Source organism: Pseudomonas entomophila (assembly GCF_018417595.1).
In the GTDB taxonomy this organism is placed as follows: Bacteria; Pseudomonadota; Gammaproteobacteria; order Pseudomonadales; family Pseudomonadaceae; genus Aquipseudomonas; species Aquipseudomonas entomophila_C.
In genome coordinates, this window is the sequence record NZ_CP070982.1 from 577,307 (window position 1) to 593,632 (window position 16,326).

At 65.8% G+C, this 16,326-nt stretch carries 13 protein-coding genes, 1 tRNA gene and 1 pseudogene; 11 read left to right on the forward strand and 4 right to left on the reverse strand.

What is annotated here, in order from left to right:
- Positions 1-57 precede the first annotated feature (57 nt).
- The 7 genes from fdnG to JYG34_RS02610 all read left to right on the forward strand — a co-directional run bounded on the left by fdnG (position 58) and on the right by JYG34_RS02610 (position 9,263).
- A complete protein-coding gene (gene fdnG, locus JYG34_RS02580) occupies positions 58-3,126 on the forward strand; it encodes a formate dehydrogenase-N subunit alpha (RefSeq protein WP_213659350.1) in 3,069 nt (1,022 codons plus the stop codon).
- Positions 3,126-4,076 carry a formate dehydrogenase subunit beta gene (gene fdxH, locus JYG34_RS02585; protein ID WP_213659351.1) on the forward strand — a complete coding sequence of 317 codons (951 nt, stop codon included), beginning with the start codon at positions 3,126-3,128 and terminating at the stop codon, positions 4,074-4,076. Before fdnG ends, fdxH begins: the two co-directional genes overlap by 1 nt.
- Positions 4,073-4,729, forward strand: a complete 657-nt coding sequence (locus JYG34_RS02590) for a formate dehydrogenase subunit gamma (protein ID WP_213659352.1) — start codon at positions 4,073-4,075, stop codon at positions 4,727-4,729. The genes fdxH and JYG34_RS02590 overlap by 4 nt, the downstream gene beginning before the upstream one ends.
- 4 nt (positions 4,730-4,733) lie before the next feature.
- Positions 4,734-5,660 carry a formate dehydrogenase accessory protein FdhE gene (fdhE, locus tag JYG34_RS02595; protein ID WP_213659353.1) on the forward strand — a complete coding sequence of 309 codons (927 nt, stop codon included), beginning with the start codon at positions 4,734-4,736 and terminating at the stop codon, positions 5,658-5,660.
- A gap of 154 nt (positions 5,661-5,814) precedes the next feature.
- The gene (selA, locus tag JYG34_RS02600) at positions 5,815-7,242 is read left to right on the forward strand and encodes an L-seryl-tRNA(Sec) selenium transferase (protein WP_213659354.1); all 1,428 of its coding nucleotides are present in this window, start codon (positions 5,815-5,817) and stop codon (positions 7,240-7,242) included.
- Positions 7,239-9,161 (forward strand): selenocysteine-specific translation elongation factor, encoded by a 1,923-nt coding sequence (selB, locus tag JYG34_RS02605; protein ID WP_213661099.1) that lies wholly within the window; start codon positions 7,239-7,241, stop codon positions 9,159-9,161. Before selA ends, selB begins: the two co-directional genes overlap by 4 nt.
- Positions 9,162-9,167: 6 nt before the next feature.
- Positions 9,168-9,263: transfer RNA gene (locus JYG34_RS02610), tRNA-Sec, on the forward strand.
- A gap of 118 nt (positions 9,264-9,381) precedes the next feature.
- Here JYG34_RS02610 and JYG34_RS02615 read toward each other — a convergent pair.
- Positions 9,382-10,371 carry an asparaginase gene (locus JYG34_RS02615; RefSeq protein WP_213659355.1) on the reverse strand — a complete coding sequence of 330 codons (990 nt, stop codon included), beginning with the start codon at positions 10,369-10,371 and terminating at the stop codon, positions 9,382-9,384.
- A 161-nt stretch (positions 10,372-10,532) separates the two neighbouring features.
- Complete coding sequence (locus JYG34_RS02620; RefSeq protein ID WP_213659356.1) at positions 10,533-11,975, reverse strand: alanine/glycine:cation symporter family protein; 1,443 nt, start codon at positions 11,973-11,975, stop codon at positions 10,533-10,535.
- Between the two features lie 180 nt (positions 11,976-12,155).
- Here JYG34_RS02620 and JYG34_RS02625 point away from each other — a divergent pair, with 180 nt between their 5' ends.
- The gene (locus tag JYG34_RS02625) at positions 12,156-12,968 is read left to right on the forward strand and encodes a helix-turn-helix domain-containing protein (RefSeq protein ID WP_213659357.1); all 813 of its coding nucleotides are present in this window, start codon (positions 12,156-12,158) and stop codon (positions 12,966-12,968) included.
- A 51-nt stretch (positions 12,969-13,019) separates the two neighbouring features.
- On the opposite strand, the gene JYG34_RS02630 is transcribed toward JYG34_RS02625, so the two are convergent.
- The gene (locus JYG34_RS02630; protein WP_249746207.1) at positions 13,020-13,856 is read right to left on the reverse strand and encodes an alpha/beta hydrolase; all 837 of its coding nucleotides are present in this window, start codon (positions 13,854-13,856) and stop codon (positions 13,020-13,022) included.
- A 170-nt stretch (positions 13,857-14,026) separates the two neighbouring features.
- Here JYG34_RS02630 and JYG34_RS02635 point away from each other — a divergent pair, with 170 nt between their 5' ends.
- Positions 14,027-14,911, forward strand: coding sequence for a sugar nucleotide-binding protein (locus JYG34_RS02635; RefSeq protein WP_213659359.1), 885 nt, complete (start codon positions 14,027-14,029; stop codon positions 14,909-14,911).
- Positions 14,904-15,836, forward strand: a complete 933-nt coding sequence (locus JYG34_RS02640) for an NAD-dependent epimerase/dehydratase family protein (protein WP_213659360.1) — start codon at positions 14,904-14,906, stop codon at positions 15,834-15,836. The genes JYG34_RS02635 and JYG34_RS02640 overlap by 8 nt, the downstream gene beginning before the upstream one ends.
- 14 nt (positions 15,837-15,850) lie before the next feature.
- On the opposite strand, the gene JYG34_RS26535 is transcribed toward JYG34_RS02640, so the two are convergent.
- On the reverse strand, positions 15,851-16,132 hold the full coding sequence (locus tag JYG34_RS26535; protein ID WP_213659361.1) for a hypothetical protein: 282 nt from the start codon (positions 16,130-16,132) through the stop codon (positions 15,851-15,853).
- Here JYG34_RS26535 and JYG34_RS26245 point away from each other — a divergent pair.
- Positions 16,073-16,325 (forward strand): annotated as a pseudogene (locus JYG34_RS26245) (hypothetical protein); the annotation flags it as partial. The gene JYG34_RS26535 and the pseudogene JYG34_RS26245 overlap by 60 nt on opposite strands.
- Position 16,326: the final 1 nt, after the last annotated feature.

Below are 16,326 nucleotides of genomic sequence, written 5' to 3' on the forward strand. Positions count from 1 at the left end.
GAAGTCCCTGAGGCGCCGGCCATGTCCCGCGCGCCCGAACCTGATCAGGAGTGCACGATGGACCTCAACCGTCGGCAATTCTTCAAGGTCGCCGCCGTCGGCCTTGGAGGCTCGAGCCTCGCGGCGTTGGGCATGGCCCCGACACCCGCGTTCGCCGAGCAGGTGCGCCACTTCAAGCTGGCGCATACAAAAGAAACCCGTAACACCTGCCCCTACTGTTCGGTCGGCTGCGGCCTGATCATGTACAGCCAGGGGGACGCGGGTAAAAACGTCAAACAGAACATCATCCACATCGAGGGCGACGCGGACCATCCGGTCAACCGCGGCACCCTGTGCCCGAAAGGCGCCGGCCTGCTGGACTTTATCCACAGCCCCAGCCGCCTCAAGTACCCCGAGGTGCGCAAGCCGGGCAGCAACGAGTGGACCCGCATCGAATGGGACGAAGCCCTCGACCGCGTCGCCGACCTGATGAAACAGGACCGCGACGCCAATTTCATCGAGAAGAACGCCCAGGGCCAGACGGTCAACCGCTGGCTCACCACCGGCTTCCTCGCCGCGTCCGCCGCTTCCAGCGAAGCGGGCTACATGACGCACAAGGTGATCCGCTCGCTGGGCATGCTGGGGTTCGATAACCAGGCGCGTGTCTGACACGGCCCGACGGTGGCAAGTCTTGCCCCGACGTATGGCCGTGGCGCGATGACCAATCACTGGTCTGACATCGCCAACGCAAACCTGGTCCTGGTGATGGGCGGCAACGCCGCTGAAGCGCACCCGTGCGGCTTCAAGTGGGTGACCGAAGCCAAGGCGCACAACAAGGCGCGGCTGATCGTGGTCGACCCGCGGTTCACCCGTACCGCTTCCGTGGCTGATTATTACGCGCCGATTCGCACCGGCAGCGACATCGCCTTCATGGGCGGGCTGATCAACTACCTGCTGAGCAACGACAAGATCCAGCACGAGTACGTGCGCAACTACACCGACGTGTCGTTCATCGTCAAAGCGAACTATGGCTTCGAGGATGGGCTGTTCAGCGGCTACGACGCGGCCAAGCGCACCTACGCCGACAAGTCCGGCTGGGGCTACGAGCTGGGCGAGGACGGCTATGCGAAGGTCGACCCGACGCTGCAGCACCCGCGTTGCGTCTACCAGCTGATGAAGCAGCACTACAGCCGCTACACGCCTGAGCTGGCGAGCATGACCTGCGGCATGCCCCAGGACCAGATGATGAAGATCTGGGAAGAGATCGCCACCTGCTCGGTGCCGGGCAAGACCATGACGATCCTCTACGCCCTGGGCTGGACCCAGCACTCCATCGGTGCGCAGATCATCCGCAGCGCAGCGATGGTGCAGTTGCTGCTGGGCAACGTCGGCATGCCGGGTGGCGGGGTCAACGCCTTGCGCGGGCACTCCAACATCCAGGGCCTGACCGACCTGGGGCTGCTGTCGAACTCGCTGCCGGGCTACCTCACCCTGGCCGGCGACGCCGAGCAGGACTACGCCGCCTATATCGACAAGCGCGCCTCCAAGCCACTGCGGCCGGGGCAGCTGTCGTACTGGCAGAACTACGGCAAGTTCCATGTCAGCCTGATGAAGGCCTGGTATGGCGCCAACGCCACGGCACAGAACAACTGGGGTTACGATTGGCTGCCCAAGCTCGACGTGCCGGCCTACGACGTGCTGCGCATGTTCGAGATGATGGGCCAGGGCAAGGTCAACGGCTACATGTGCCAAGGCTTCAACCCGATCGCCGCGCTGCCGGACAAGAACCGCGTCACCGCGGCCCTGGCCAAGCTCAAGTGGCTGGTGATCATGGACCCGCTGGCCACCGAGACTTCCGAGTTCTGGCGCAACGCTGGCGCGTTCAATGACGTCGACACGGCCAACATCCAGACCGAGGTGATCCGCCTGCCCACCACCTGCTTCGCTGAGGAAGACGGCTCGCTGGTCAACAGCAGCCGCTGGCTGCAGTGGCACTGGAAGGGCGCCGACGGCCCGGGCGAGACCCGCACCGACGTGCATATCATGAGCGAGCTGTTCCTGCGCCTGCGCAAGCGCTACCAGGCCGAAGGCGGCGCCTACCCCGACCCGATGCTCAACCTCAGCTGGCCGTACAAGGTCCCGGAAGAGCCTTCGCCGGAGGAGCTGGCCAAGGAGATGAACGGCTGGGCGGTCAGCGACCTCACCGATGCCACCGGTGCCACCCTCAAGGCCGGCCAGCAACTGGCCGGCTTCGCCCAGATGAAGGACGACGGCAGCACCGCGTCCGGCTGCTGGATCTTCGCCGGCAGCTGGACCGAGCAGGGCAACCAGATGGCCCGGCGCGACAACAGCGACCCGTACGGCATGCACCAGATTCAGAACTGGGCCTGGGCCTGGCCGGCCAACCGGCGGATTCTCTACAACCGTGCCTCCAGCGATCCGCAAGGCAAGCCGTGGGACCCGGAGAAGAAGCGCCTGGTGTGGTGGAACGGCAAGGCCTGGACCGGCACCGACGTGCCGGACTTCAAGGCCGATTCGCCGCCCGAAGCGGGGATGAACCCGTTCATCATGAACCCCGAGGGCGTGGCGCGGTTCTTCGCCGTCGACAAGATGGCCGAAGGGCCGTTCCCCGAGCACTACGAGCCGTTCGAGACACCCATCGGCATCAACCCGCTGCATCCGCAGAACAAGAAGGCCATCAGCAACCCGGCCGGGCGGATCTTCGATTCGGTGTGGGACACCCTGGGCACGCATGACGAGTTCCCCCATGCGGCGACCACCTACCGGCTGACCGAGCACTTCCACTTCTGGAGCAAGCATTGCCGGCTCAACGCCATCGCCCAGCCCGAGCAGTTCGTCGAGATCGGCGAGGTGCTGGCCAACGAGAAAGGCATCAAGGCCGGCGACCGGGTGCGGGTGTCCAGCAAGCGCGGGCATATCGACGCGGTGGCGGTGGTGACCAAGCGGATCCGCCCGCTGCAGGTCAACAACCAGACCGTGCACCAGATTGGCATCCCGTTGCACTGGGGCTTCACCGGCAGCACGCGGCACGGCTACCTCACCAACACCCTGGTGCCGTTCCTCGGTGATGGCAACACCCAGACGCCGGAGTCCAAGTCGTTCCTCGTCAAAGTGGAGAAACTCTGATGGCCAGCCAAGACATCATCGCCCGCTCGGCCACCACCACCGTGCCGCCCTCGGTACGCCAGCAGCAGGAAGTCGCCAAGCTGATCGACACCACCAAGTGCATCGGCTGCAAGGCCTGCCAGGTGGCGTGCTCGGAGTGGAACGAACTGCGTGACGAGGTTGGCCACAACCACGGTACCTACGACAACCCCCAGGACCTCAGCGCCGAGACCTGGACCCTGATGCGCTTCACCGAGCACGAGCGCGACGATGGCAACCTGGAGTGGCTGATCCGCAAGGACGGCTGCATGCACTGCGCCGAACCAGGCTGCCTGAAGGCCTGCCCGAGCCCGGGGGCGATCATCAAGCACGCCAACGGCATCGTCGACTTCAACCAGGACCATTGTATCGGTTGCGGCTACTGCATCACCGGCTGCCCGTTCAACATCCCGCGCATCTCGCAGAAGGACCACAAGGCGTACAAGTGCACCCTGTGTTCCGACCGCGTGACCGTGGGCCTGGAGCCGGCCTGCGTGAAGACCTGCCCGACCGGGGCGATCGTCTTCGGCAGCAAGGAGGAGATGAAGGTGCATGCCGACGAGCGTATCGTCGACCTGAAGTCGCGGGGCTACGACAAGGCCGGGCTGTACGACCCGGACGGGGTGGGCGGCACCCACGTGATGTATGTGCTGCACCATGCCGACACGCCACGGATCTACGCCGGCCTGCCGGATCAACCGGTGATCAGCCCGCTGGTGGGGTTGTGGAAGGGCTTCAGCAAACCGCTGGCGCTGCTGGCCATGGGCGCGGCGGTGCTGGCCGGGTTCTTCCACTACGTGCGCGTGGGCCCGCAGCGGGTCGAGGAGGACGAACACCCGGCACCTGTGGACAGCAGCGTGCATCAGGTCGACCCCGCAGTACATGTCTATGATCCGAACCGCCCGGGCGGGCAGGGGGAGCAGCGGCCATGAACGACAACAAACCCATCCTGCGCTACAACGCCAACGAGCGGAGCAACCACTGGATCGTAGCGATCCTGTTCGTGCTGGCCGGGCTGTCAGGGCTGGCGCTGTTCCACCCGGCGTTGTTCTGGCTCAGCCACCTGTTCGGCGGCGGGCCATGGACGCGGATCCTGCACCCGTTCATCGGTGTGGGCATGTTCGTGTTCTTCCTCGGGCTGGTGCTGCGCTTCTGGCGCGCCAACTTCATCACCGCCAACGACCGCCTGTGGCTGCGCCGCATCGACCGGGTGATGCTGAACAAGGAAGAGGGCGTGCCGCCGATCGGCAAGTACAACGCCGGGCAGAAGCTGCTGTTCTGGACCTTGCTGGCGTGCATGCTGGTGCTGCTGGTCAGCGGCGTGGTGATCTGGCGCGCGTACTTCAGCCATTGGTTCGGCATCGAGGTCATTCGCCTGTCCGCGCTGCTGCATGCCCTGGCGGCGTTCGTGCTGATCCTCAGCATCATCGTGCATATCTATGCCGGGATCTGGATCAAGGGCTCGATTGGCGCGATGCTGCATGGCTGGGTGAGCCGCGCCTGGGCGCGCAAGCACCATGAACTGTGGTACCGGGAAGTGACCGGCGACAAGACGCCACACAACCACGGTGGAAAAGAAGGATGACCGTTTGAGCACGATACTCGAACCCGGGCAGATCGAAGCGTCGGCGGTGATGCCGCCGTTCCTGCACCTGCCCCCCGCCAACCTCTTCGAGGTGCGCGCCGCGCGGCTGGAGCACCTGGCCGAGGGCAACGCCCTGGGGGACTACCTGCGGCTGATGGCCCGGCTGTGCCGGATTCAGCAGCGGCTTGTGGATAACCCGCCTGCTGGCTTGCCAGTGGCCGAAGAGCGCCAGCGCCTGTGTATAAGTCATGGTTTGCCGCCCCTGGCGGCCGACAGCCTGGTGCGTGAAGGGCCTTGGCTTGGCTGGTTGCAGGCGTTGATCGAGCACTTCGAGACCGAACCCGACGGGCCACTGGCCGAGGCGCTGGATGCGTTGCGTGGCAGCGACGATGCCCAGCGCAAGGGCTGGGCTATTGCCCTGCTCGGTGGCCAGTACGATGCGCTGCCAGCGGCGTTGGTGCCCTTCATCGGTGCCGCGTTGCAGGCGGCGTGGTCCAGCTGGCTGCTGGCCTTGCCTGCGCCCGAGCTCAAGCCTGCGGGCAGCCTGGCCCAGTGCCCGGCCTGCGGATCGCCGGCCATGGCCGGGGTGGTGCGCAACCGTGGCAAGCACAATGGCCTGCGTTACCTGGCCTGTTCGCTGTGTGCCTGTGAATGGCACGTGGTGCGGGTCAAGTGCGTGTACTGCGAGTCGAGCAAGGATTTGCGCTACACCAACCTCGACGATGACCGACATGCACCGGGCAAGGCGCCGCTGCGCGCCGAGTGCTGCCCGGGGTGCGAGAGCTATCTCAAGCAGTGCTACCTGGAGAACGACGCCGCAGCCGAGCCGCTGGCCGATGACCTGGCGAGCCTGGCGTTGGACATGCGTTTGGACGAGGAGGGTTTCCATCGGCTGGCGCCCAACCTGCTGCTGGCGCCGGGTGGGGAGTGAGTGACTACACTGCAGTACCGAGCCGCCCTTTTCGTGGGTAAACCCGCTCCCACAGGAAGTGTGCTGGCATCATGGCCGGTGCTGTATCTGTGGGAGCGGGTTTACCCGCGAATGGGCCAGAAAGGACAACGGATCAGTTCAAGGTAGTACCTGAATGTCTTCAAGCCTCGTCAGCGATACCCCACGCCTACCTTCCATCGACACCCTCCTGCGCCATCCGGTCTGCGCCCCACTGGTCGACCGCCACGGCCGCGACGCGGTGCTGGCCACCCTGCGTCAACTGCTCGACGACCTGCGCGAGCCTGCTCGCCTCGGTCAACTGAGTACTGCCGAACTGGCCGCCGATGTGCTCCTGGGCCGCGCCGGCGAGCGCCTGGCCCTCCAGCAACGCAGCCAGGTGCGCCGCGTCTTCAACCTCACCGGTACCGTACTGCACACCAACCTCGGCCGAGCACTGCTGCCCGAAGAGGCGGTGGAAGCGATGCAGACCGCCGCCCGCTATCCGCTCAACCTTGAATTCGACTTGAACACCGGCAAGCGCGGTGACCGCGACGACCTGATCGAGGGCCTGATCCGCGAGCTGACCGGCGCCGAGGCCGTCACCGTGGTCAACAACAACGCCGCCGCCGTGCTGCTGGCGCTCAACAGCCTGGGCGCGCGCAAGGAGGGGATCATCTCCCGCGGCGAGCTGATCGAGATCGGCGGCGCCTTCCGCATCCCCGACATCATGGCCCGCGCCGGCGTGAAGCTGCACGAGATCGGCACCACCAACCGCACCCATGCCCGCGACTACGAGGGTGCGATCAACCCGCGCACCGGCCTGCTGATGCGCGTGCACTGCAGCAACTACAGCATCCAGGGCTTCACCACCCAGGTGCCCACCGCCGAGCTGGCGCGCATCGCCCATGAACATGACCTGCCGCTGCTCGAGGACCTGGGCAGCGGCAGTTTGCTCGACCTGACCCGCTGGGGCCTGCCGGCCGAGCCGACCGTGCGCCAGGCGCTGGCCGACGGCGCCGACATCGTCACCTTCAGCGGCGACAAACTGCTCGGCGGGCCGCAGGCGGGGATCATCGTCGGGCGCAAGGACTTGATCGCGAAGATCAAGAAAAACCCGCTCAAGCGTGCCTTGCGGGTGGACAAGATCACCCTCGCGGCACTTGAAGCCGTGCTGGCGCTGTACCGCAACCCTGATCGACTGGCCGAGCGCCTGCCAAGCCTGCGCCTGCTCACCCGGCCCCAGGCAGAAATCGCTGCCCAGGCCGAACGCCTGGCGCCTGAGCTGGCCGCTCGACTGGGTGCACAGTGGGAGGTTCGCGTCGAATTGGCCCTGGGCATGATCGGTAGCGGCAGCCAGCCCGTGGCGCGCTTGCCAAGCGCGGCCTTGTGCCTGCGTCCGCACGTGTCGAAGAAGTTGCGCGGCCGTAGCCTGCATGTACTGGAACGGGCATTGCGCGACCTGCCGGTGCCGGTGCTCGGCCGCATCGATGACGACGCGCTGTGGCTCGACCTGCGCCAGCTGGATGACGAGGCGCAATGGCTGGCGCAACTGCCGGCGTTGCAACTGGGGCCGGTGCAGTGATCGTCGGTACCGCCGGCCACATCGACCATGGCAAGACCGCGCTGCTCCAGGCCCTGACCGGTCAGGCCGGCGATACGCGCCAGGAGGAACGTGCCCGGGGCATGACCATCGACCTCGGCTACCGCTATGCGGCGCTGGAAGAAGGCGCGCCGTTGACGGGGTTCATCGATGTGCCCGGCCACGAGCGTTTTATCCACAACATGCTCGCCGGCGCCCATGGCATCGACCTGGTGCTGCTGGTGGTGGCCGCTGACGACGGGGTGATGCCGCAGACCCGCGAACACCTGTCGATCATCGAACTGTTGGGTATTCCCCAGGCGCTGGTGGTCATCAGCAAGTGTGACCGGGTCGAGCCGGCGCGGTTGATCGAAGTCCAGGCCCAGGTCAGCAAACTGCTCGCGGCGGGGTCATACGCCGGGGCCAGGCAATTTCCGGTTTCGAGCCTGTCCGGCGAGGGGATCGGCGCTTTGCGCGAGGCCTTGCTGGCGGCCGAGGCGCACGTTCGTCAACGCAGCGTGCGCGGCGGTTTCCGCCTGGCCGTGGACCGAGCCTTCGCGGTTGCCGGGGCAGGGGTGGTGGTGACCGGCACGGCGTTGGCCGGGCAAGTCAGCGTCGGCGACACCTTGCTGTTGGGCAAGGCTGGCAAACCGGTGCGGGTGCGTGGCCTGCACGCGCAGAACCAGGCGGCATTGGTGGCCGAGGCCGGGCAGCGGGTGGCATTGAATATCAGCGCGGAAAAGCTCTCGGCCGAACAGGTGCATCGTGGCGATTGGCTGCTGCCTGAGTGGTTGCATGCACCCAGCGTGCGGGTCGATATCGACCTCGCCTTGCTGGCGGGAGAAACCCGCGTGTTCGAGCATTTCAGCGCGGTGCACGTGCACCTGGGGACCCAGGATGTCACTGCCCGGGTCGCGCTGCTCGAAGGGGAACGGCTCGGGGCTGGCCAGCGCATGTTCGCCCAACTGCTGCTCAATGCACCGTTGCAGGCGGTGCATGGAGATCGTCTGGTGCTGCGCGATCAGCGCGCCCAGCGCACGCTGGGTGGTGGCCGCGTGCTCGACCCATTCGCACCAAGCCGGCAGCGGCGCAGCGAGGCGCGCTTGCGCCAGTTGCAGGTGTTGCGCCAAGCCGACAACCTTGAACAGGCGCTGCCCGCCCTGCTGGAGGCGGCCCCCGGCGGTCTCGAGCCCCAGCGCTTGGAGCGTCAGTTCAATTGCCTGCGCGAGACCTGGCAGTTGCCGGATACGGTATTGGTGATTGCCACGCGTCAAGGTCAGCTGTTGTTCGACCGCGTACAGTGGCAGGCGCTCAAGCAACAGGTGCTGGAGCGTCTGGCGCAGTTCCATGAACAGGAGCCTGATCAGCTTGGCCCGGACCGTGATCGGCTGCGCCGCTTTACCGCATTGCCGTTGGAGCGCCCCGCGTTTGTCAGCCTGTTGGATGAGTTGCTGGGTGACGGCGCGATCAGCAGCAGTGGCCCATGGCTGCACCTGCCGGATCACCGGGTCCAGTTGAGCGACGCGGATACGGCGTTGTGGGAACGACTATTGCCGCGCCTGCTGGCAGGTGAGTTCGATCCACCCTGGGTACGGACCCTGGCCGGCGAGGAGGGCTGCGACGAAGCTGACGTGCGCCTGTTGTTGCGCAAGCTGGCCCGGTTGGGCCTGGTGCACCAGGTGGTGCGCGACCTGTTTTACCCGGAGACGACGCTCAAGCGCATGGCAGAGCTGCTGTTGCGTCAGGCCGAGACATCGCCGATAGTGCAGGTCGCGGCGTTTCGCGATGGTTTGGCCATCGGTCGCAAGCGCACTGTGCAGATTCTCGAGTACTTCGACCGCGTTGGTTTGACCCGACGGGTCGGTGACCTGCGTCATATCCGCGTCGACAGCGCTCTGGCCCAGCCGCAACGCGGGCCCTGATTTCAAGGAAGGCAATCGCGCCCGGTGGCGCGGCCGGGCTTCAAACCCGGTTGGGGACGGCAGCCGTTCCCGGGCAGGTTCGACTCCCGCTGCCTTCCGCCATTTTTTTCTGAGGGTGGTCAGTTGCTGGGCGACAGCCTTGCAGCGCTTTCAAGATCGAGCGCCGCCCGCGCGGCGCTCGGTCTGATAGACGACACGGCTCCTTTGGCGAACGCCCTACCTAAGCGCGTTCGCCACACAGGTCCAGGGCGAACCAATGCTCCGCCGCTTGTACGTCCAACCCTGCGCCCAGCAGTGCAAACAGTTTGCCCAGCGCCGCCTCACGGGTCATGCCACCCCCGCTGACCAGCCCGGTGTCACGCAAGCGGCTGCCGGCCGCGTAGGTGTCGAACACCACCGAGCCTTCCGGGCATTGGCTGATGGCGACGATCATCACGCCACCCTGGCGGGCATCGTGCAGCACGTCGAGCAGTGCCTGGTCGTCGGACGGCCCGGTGCCACTGCCGTAGCACTCCAGTACCAAGCCCTGGATGCCACTGTCGAACAGGCCACGCAGGTGCTCGGCGGCAAGGCCAGGGAACACCGGCATGACCGCCAGCTTGACCGGCTGGCGCGGCTGGCGGTAGTCCAGGCGGGTAGGTAGCTCAGGCGCGCGCTCGCCCTCACGATGGCGGGGCAGCACGGTGAAGGCGTCGAACGCCTCGCTGCGCAGCTTCGAGGCGCGGCAGCCGTGCAGCAGCTGGCCGTGGAAGTACAGCTGCACGCCGTCTTCCAGGCCGCTTTCGAACAGATTCAGGGCGCCGACCAGGTTGGCCCAGGCGTCGCTGTCCGGCGCACCGGCTGGCAGCATGGAACCGGTCAGCAGCACCGGCACCGGCAGGCCCAGCAACAGGAACGACAGGGCTGCGGCGCTGTAGGCCAGGGTGTCGGTGCCGTGCAGCACCAGCACGCCGTCATGGCCGTCGTGTTCGACGGCCTCGACGATGGCGTCGCGCATCGCCAGCCAGTTGGCCTGTTGCATGTTGGCGCTGTCGATCAGCGGGTTCAGCTCACGCAGCGACCATTGCAGCGTCGGCGCATCGCCGCAGGCGGCGAAGTGGTCACGCATGCGCGCTTCGAAGCCACCGGCCGGCGCGAGGCCTTCGGCGGTCTGCAACATGCCGATGGTACCGCCGGTGTAAAGGACGAGAAGATTCTTGACTACACGCATGGAAACATTCCGTAGCGATGTCAGGCCTTATCGCCGGCAAGCCGGCTCCTACAGGTGCAAAGCATGCCTGGGGTGAGGCAATCCCCTGTAGGGCGATAGGGCCCGAAGACAAAGAAAGGGTCAGCCGCCCACGGACGGGGCGGCTGGGGCAGGGGAGAATATCAGCGCTGAGCGTGCGCCTGGGCGGCGGCTTTGTCAGTGGCTGTTTCAGCCTGCGGATTGGCCGGCCAGGCGGCACGGTCCAGGTCCAGGTCGGTGAACTTGCTGGAGTCGAACACCGGCTGCTGGACGCCCGCCTTGCGCTGCTCGTCGTAGTCGCGCATCACGCGCAGGCCGACCTTGAACAGCATGGCCAGGGCGATCAGGTTGACGAAGGCCAGGCAGGTCATGGTGATGTCGGCGAAGGCGAACACGGTCGACAGGTCCTGCGTCGAACCCCACACCACCAGCGCCAGCACCAGGCCGCGGAAGATCATCAGCACGACGCGGTTGCGGCTGAGGAACTGCAGGCTGTTCTCGCCCAGGTAGTAGTTGTAGAGGATGCAGGTGAAGACGAACAGCGACAGCGCGACGCTGACGAACAGGCGGCCCCAGTCACCGACCACGGCGGCCAGCGAGTTCTGGGTCAGGACGATGCCGTCACCTTCGAAACCAGGGGTGTAGAAGCCCGACAGCAGGATCAGCAGCGCGGTGCAGGTGCAGATCACGAAGGTATCGAGGAACACGCTGAAGGCCTGGACCACGCCCTGGGCGCCCGGGTGTTTCACGGCGGCCACGGCGGCGACGTTCGGCGCGCTGCCCAGGCCTGCTTCGTTGGCGAACACGCCACGCTTCACGCCCATGACGATGGCGCTGCCAAGCAGGCCGCCGAACGCAGGGTCGAGGCCGAAGGCGCTCTTGAAGATGGTCTCCAGCATGGCCGGCACGTGTTCGATCTGGGTGCCGATCACGTACAGGGTCACGCCGATGTAGGCCAGGGTCTTGACCGGAACCAGCAGGTCGGACACTGCGGCGATGCGCTTGATACCGCCGATGAAGGTCAGGGCCAGCAGGGCCGCCAGGACGATACCGGTGTGTTTGGGGTCGAAGGCAAAGGCGTTCTGCAGCGAGTGGGTCACGGTGTACGACTGCAGGCCGATGAAGGCGAAGCCGTAGGTGACCAGCAGCAGGATCGAGAACACGATGGCCATGCTTTTCAGCTTCAGGCCGTGCTGGATGTAGTACGCCGGGCCGCCACGGTACAGGCCGTCGCCGTCGGCGCGCTTGTAGACCTGGGCCAGGGTGCACTCGAAGAAGCTGCTGGACATGCCCACCAGCGCGGTGACCCACATCCAGAACACGGCGCCTGGGCCGCCGAGGGTCACGGCGATACCGACACCGGCGATGTTACCGGCGCCGACACGGCCGGCGAGGCTCAGCATCAGGGCCTGGAACGAGCTCAGTTGGCCTGCCTGGCCGCGAAGGGATTCCTTGAAGACACCGAACATGTGGCCGAAGTGGCGGAACTGGACGAACCGCGAACGGATGGTGAAGTAACCGCCGAGTCCGACGATCAGCACGATGAGCAGTTTCCCCGAAAGGAAATCGTTGAGTGCTTCGAGCATTGAAAAATGACCTCGATTCTTATTCTTCGTGTGGAAAGACCAGCGGACGGCAGGCGCACCGCTATTCGTTGGGGCGCATGGTTGGTCATGACAACAGCGGTTACAATTTCGCGGGTTGCTCCATTTTGGTGCGACTTGATGCTAGAATTGCATCACTCGCATCATCTGGACCCCCGCATCATGGGCGATCACTTCGCTGTCAACCTCAAATTCGCCTGTAGTCACTACCGCTCTATCTCCGAGGTTTGCCGGCAGCTGTCGATCAACCGGGCACAATTCAACAAGTACCTGAGCGGGCAAAGCCGCCCGACGGCGTACAACCTCAAGCGCATCGGTGACTTCTTCGGCGTGGAGGACTACGAGCTGGGCTTGCCCCACGAGCAGTTCGCCCGCCTGATCGGTGCGCGCAACCCGCTGGCGCAGGCCGCCCAACAGAGCAATCCGATCAGCGAGCTGTTCAAGCCGCTGAACGACCATGTTGGCAACCTGTCGCGCTATTGCGGCTACTACTTTGAATATTCCAATTGCATGTCGGTGCCAGGCTCGATCCTGGTGTCGCTGGTGCACCTGCGCGAAGAGCGTGAGCGCTACCTGTTCGAGCGCCAGGAGCGCCAGGAACGCAGCAGTGCCAGCGACCCGCACGCCGAGGTGCGTTGCCGCTACCTGGGGGCGGCGTTCCAGTTGCAGGACCGCTTGTTCCTGGTCGACTACGAATCGTTGACCTTGAACGAGATGAGCCAGACCATCCTGATTCCCAGCTTCAAGAGCCGCATCAGCCGCCTCAATGGCTTGAAGATTGGTGTTTCCAGCGGTGACCGGCGCAACCCGGCCTGTACGCGTGTGGTCTGGGAATACCTGGGGGAAGAGATCAACCGGATCAACGCGTTCCGTCAGGTCAGGCTGTACCGCCCGGACGATCCACGCATCGATGACGACATCCGTGATCGCCTGAGTGCCGGGGTGATCAGCAACGGGCTGTTCGAGATCGAGTGACCCAGCGCTGTCTGCCACCCGCTGCGCGGGTGATCGCGGCTGAAGCCGCTCCTACAGGATGAAGGCGCTCACCGCATCAGCCACCTGGTCCGCCACCTCCGGCCGGTCGCGCAGGTGCGCGGCGATGCCGTGGTCGCAGTCGGTGAGCATCAGGCATTCCACGTGGGGCGCCGGCACCGAACGCAGCAGCGTGTGGGTGACTTCCTCGGGGATCGGGCTGTAGCGCTCGACGCCGGCCAGCCGACGAGTGCCGGCTGAAGTGCCCGCGCCTTGGCCGTGGACCTTCGAGTTGAGCCCGTCATACTCACCGACCACCAGCAGTACCCGGCCCTGGAACTGACGCAGGAAGGCGTAGCTGTCGCAATCGAGAAAAGCGAACGGCTTGCGGATCGCTTCAGTGAACGCGGGGCCAAAGGGCGCATCATGGGCCGCATCGGGGTACACCGCCGGGCAGATCAGCACCAGCTTGCGCACGCTCGGGCGTTGGGCGGCCAGCTTGAGGGCGATGGCGCCGCCCAGGCTGTGACCGATGAGGGTGTCGCTGCGGGCGTCGAGGTGCTGGTGGAAGCGCAGGGCCTCCTGCAGGTTGCTGGCCAGTGAGGCGTCCTTTGCCCCGGGTTCGCTGGCCAGGCTGTGGCCGGACAGGTTGCCGGTCAGCGAGCCGATGCCTTGTTGTTGCAGGCGATACAGCAGCGGGTTGAGCCGGGTGAAGTCCGAGCGGGCGCCGCCCACCACGAATACCGGCGCCGCGCGTTCGCTGCCTGGGACCAGCAGGCGGGCCTGCTGCCGATAGCCGTCGAATACCTCGTCGATGAAATGCTCCGCACCAGGGGCGGGTTCGTCGAATTGCCAGCGGTTGCGCTGCGGGATGGTCGATGCGGCGTCCACGGAAGTCTCCTTGAGCATGCCTGGCGCAGTATAAGTGGCTGTTCGGCAAAGGGGGAACCCGGTAGAGGGAGCGGCAAATCGGCGCGTGGCGGGCCTGTGTTGGACTTCCCCTGCCGGAAACCGCAAAATGGCCCCTTTCCTCCTTCGACCTGAGCGGACCTGTTGACTCTATGCGTATGCGCCTGATGCTGTTGGGTGGTGGCAATGCCCTCGGGCAAGCGCTGATTCGCCTCGGGGCCGAGGAAGACATCGCGTTCCTGGCGCCACGCCCGCCGGAAGGCGGCTGGGATCCGGCCAGCCTGACGCTGCTGCTCGACGAGCACCGCCCCGATGCGCTGGTCAACCTGGCGTACTACTTCGACTGGTTCCAGGCCGAGTCTGTCAGCGAGCAGCGCCTGGCCCAGCAGGAGCGTGCGGTGGAGCGGCTCGCCGAACTGTGCCAGCACCACGAGATCGTGCTGGTGCAACCCTCCAGTTATCGCGTGTTCGATGGCTCGCGCGCCACCGCCTACAGCGAGAAGGACGAGCCAGTGCCGCTCGGCCTGCGTGGCCAGGCCCTGTGGCGTATCGAACAGAGCGTGCGCGCCACCTGCCCGCAGCATGTGCTGGTGCGTTTCGGCTGGTTGCTGGATGAAAGCCTGGATGGCGCGCTCGGGCGTTTCCTGACCCGCGCCGAACAGCCCCAGGAGTTGCTGCTGGCCGACGACCGCCGTGGCAACCCGACCCCGGTGGACGACGCTGCCCGGGTAATCCTCTCTGTGCTCAAGCAGCTCGACTGCAAGGCGCCCCTGTGGGGCACCTATCATTACGCTGGCAACGAGGCCACCACGCCGTTGGCGTTGGGCCAGGCGATCCTCGCCGAGGCCGTGCAGTGGCGCCAGCTGGCCGTGCAGCAACCCACCGCGCAGGCCCACGCCGCGCGCCCGGATGCCAGCGAAGAGCCGCAGCACGCGGTGCTGGCCTGCAAGAAGATCCTTCACACCTTTGGCATCAAGCCGCGCGCCTGGCGCGCCGGCCTGCCGCCTCTACTGGACCGTTTCTACCGACATGGCTGATGCCCCCATCCTGATCACCGGCGGTGCCGGCTTCATCGGCTCCCACCTGTGCGATGCGTTGCTGGAAAAAGGCTACGCAGTGCGCATCCTCGACGACCTGTCCACTGGCAAGCGCGCCAACCTCCAGCTCGGCCATCCGCAGCTTGAACTGCTCGAAGGCGATGTTGCCGACGCGGCCCTGGTGGCTCGCGCCGCCGCTGGTTGCCGGGCCGTGGTGCACCTGGCGGCGGTGGCTTCGGTGCAGGCCTCGGTGGAAGACCCGGTCAAGACCCACCAGAGCAACTTCATCGGCACCCTCAACGTGTGCGAGGCCATGCGCCTGAATGGCGTGCGCCGCGTGCTGTTCGCCTCCAGCGCGGCAGTGTATGGCAACAACGGCGAGGGCCAGTCCATCGTCGAGGACACCCCCAAGGCGCCTCTGACCCCCTATGCGGTGGACAAGCTGGCCAGCGAGCAGTACCTGGACTTCTACCGCCGCCAGCATGGGCTGGAGCCGGTGGTGTTCCGCTTCTTCAACATCTTTGGGCCGCGCCAGGACCCTTCGTCGCCGTACTCCGGGGTGATCAGCATCTTCTGCGAGCGGGCCCTGGCCGGCCAGCCGATTTGTGTGTTCGGCGATGGCGAGCAGACCCGCGACTTCCTCTATGTCGGCGATCTGGTCCAGGTGATGGTGCAGGCCCTTGAGCAGGATGCGGTCGAAGAGGGTGCGGTGAATATCGGTTTGAACCAGGCGACTTCGCTGAACCAGTTGCTGGCGGCGCTGGAACAGGTGGTCGGCCCGCTGCCAGCGATCAGCCATGGGCCGGCGCGCTCCGGCGACATCCGCCATTCCCGGGCGGACAACACGCGGTTGCTGGCGCGTTTCGACTTCCCTGCGCCGACGCCGTTCACCGAAGGTTTGGCGCGGTTGCTCGGCAAGGCCTGATAGCGGCTATCGCCTCACGTGAGGTTCGCCGGCAAGCCGGCAGTCCAGGAGCGATCCTGGCCCTGGCCGGCGAACCGCTCACGAATGCCGTACAACTCGCCTATGGCAATCACCCGGGCCCAGAGCCCGTCCATGATCGGAAACACCGGGCGACCTTTCTCCGTCAGTACATATTCCTTACAGGCTCTGCCATCGGACGCCGGTTGCTGCGTGAGCAGGCCAGCCTCGACCAGCCGCTGTTGCAGGGGCGTGGCGAGATGGCGAGCCGTTTGATCGGCGCGTACATGTGCTGCCATTCGATTGGTAGCGGGTTGGGGGCGGTCGTGGCGACCTGGGTGTATGGGCGGTGGGGCTGTGTGCGGGCTGGGGCGGGGGCAGTGCAATGGTTTGGCTTGCTGGTTGAGGCAGCTGCGCCTTGTAGGAGCCAGCCTTGCTGGCGAATGCGCAGGGCTTCGCCAGCAAGGCTGGCTCCTACAAGGGCGGCGGTGAG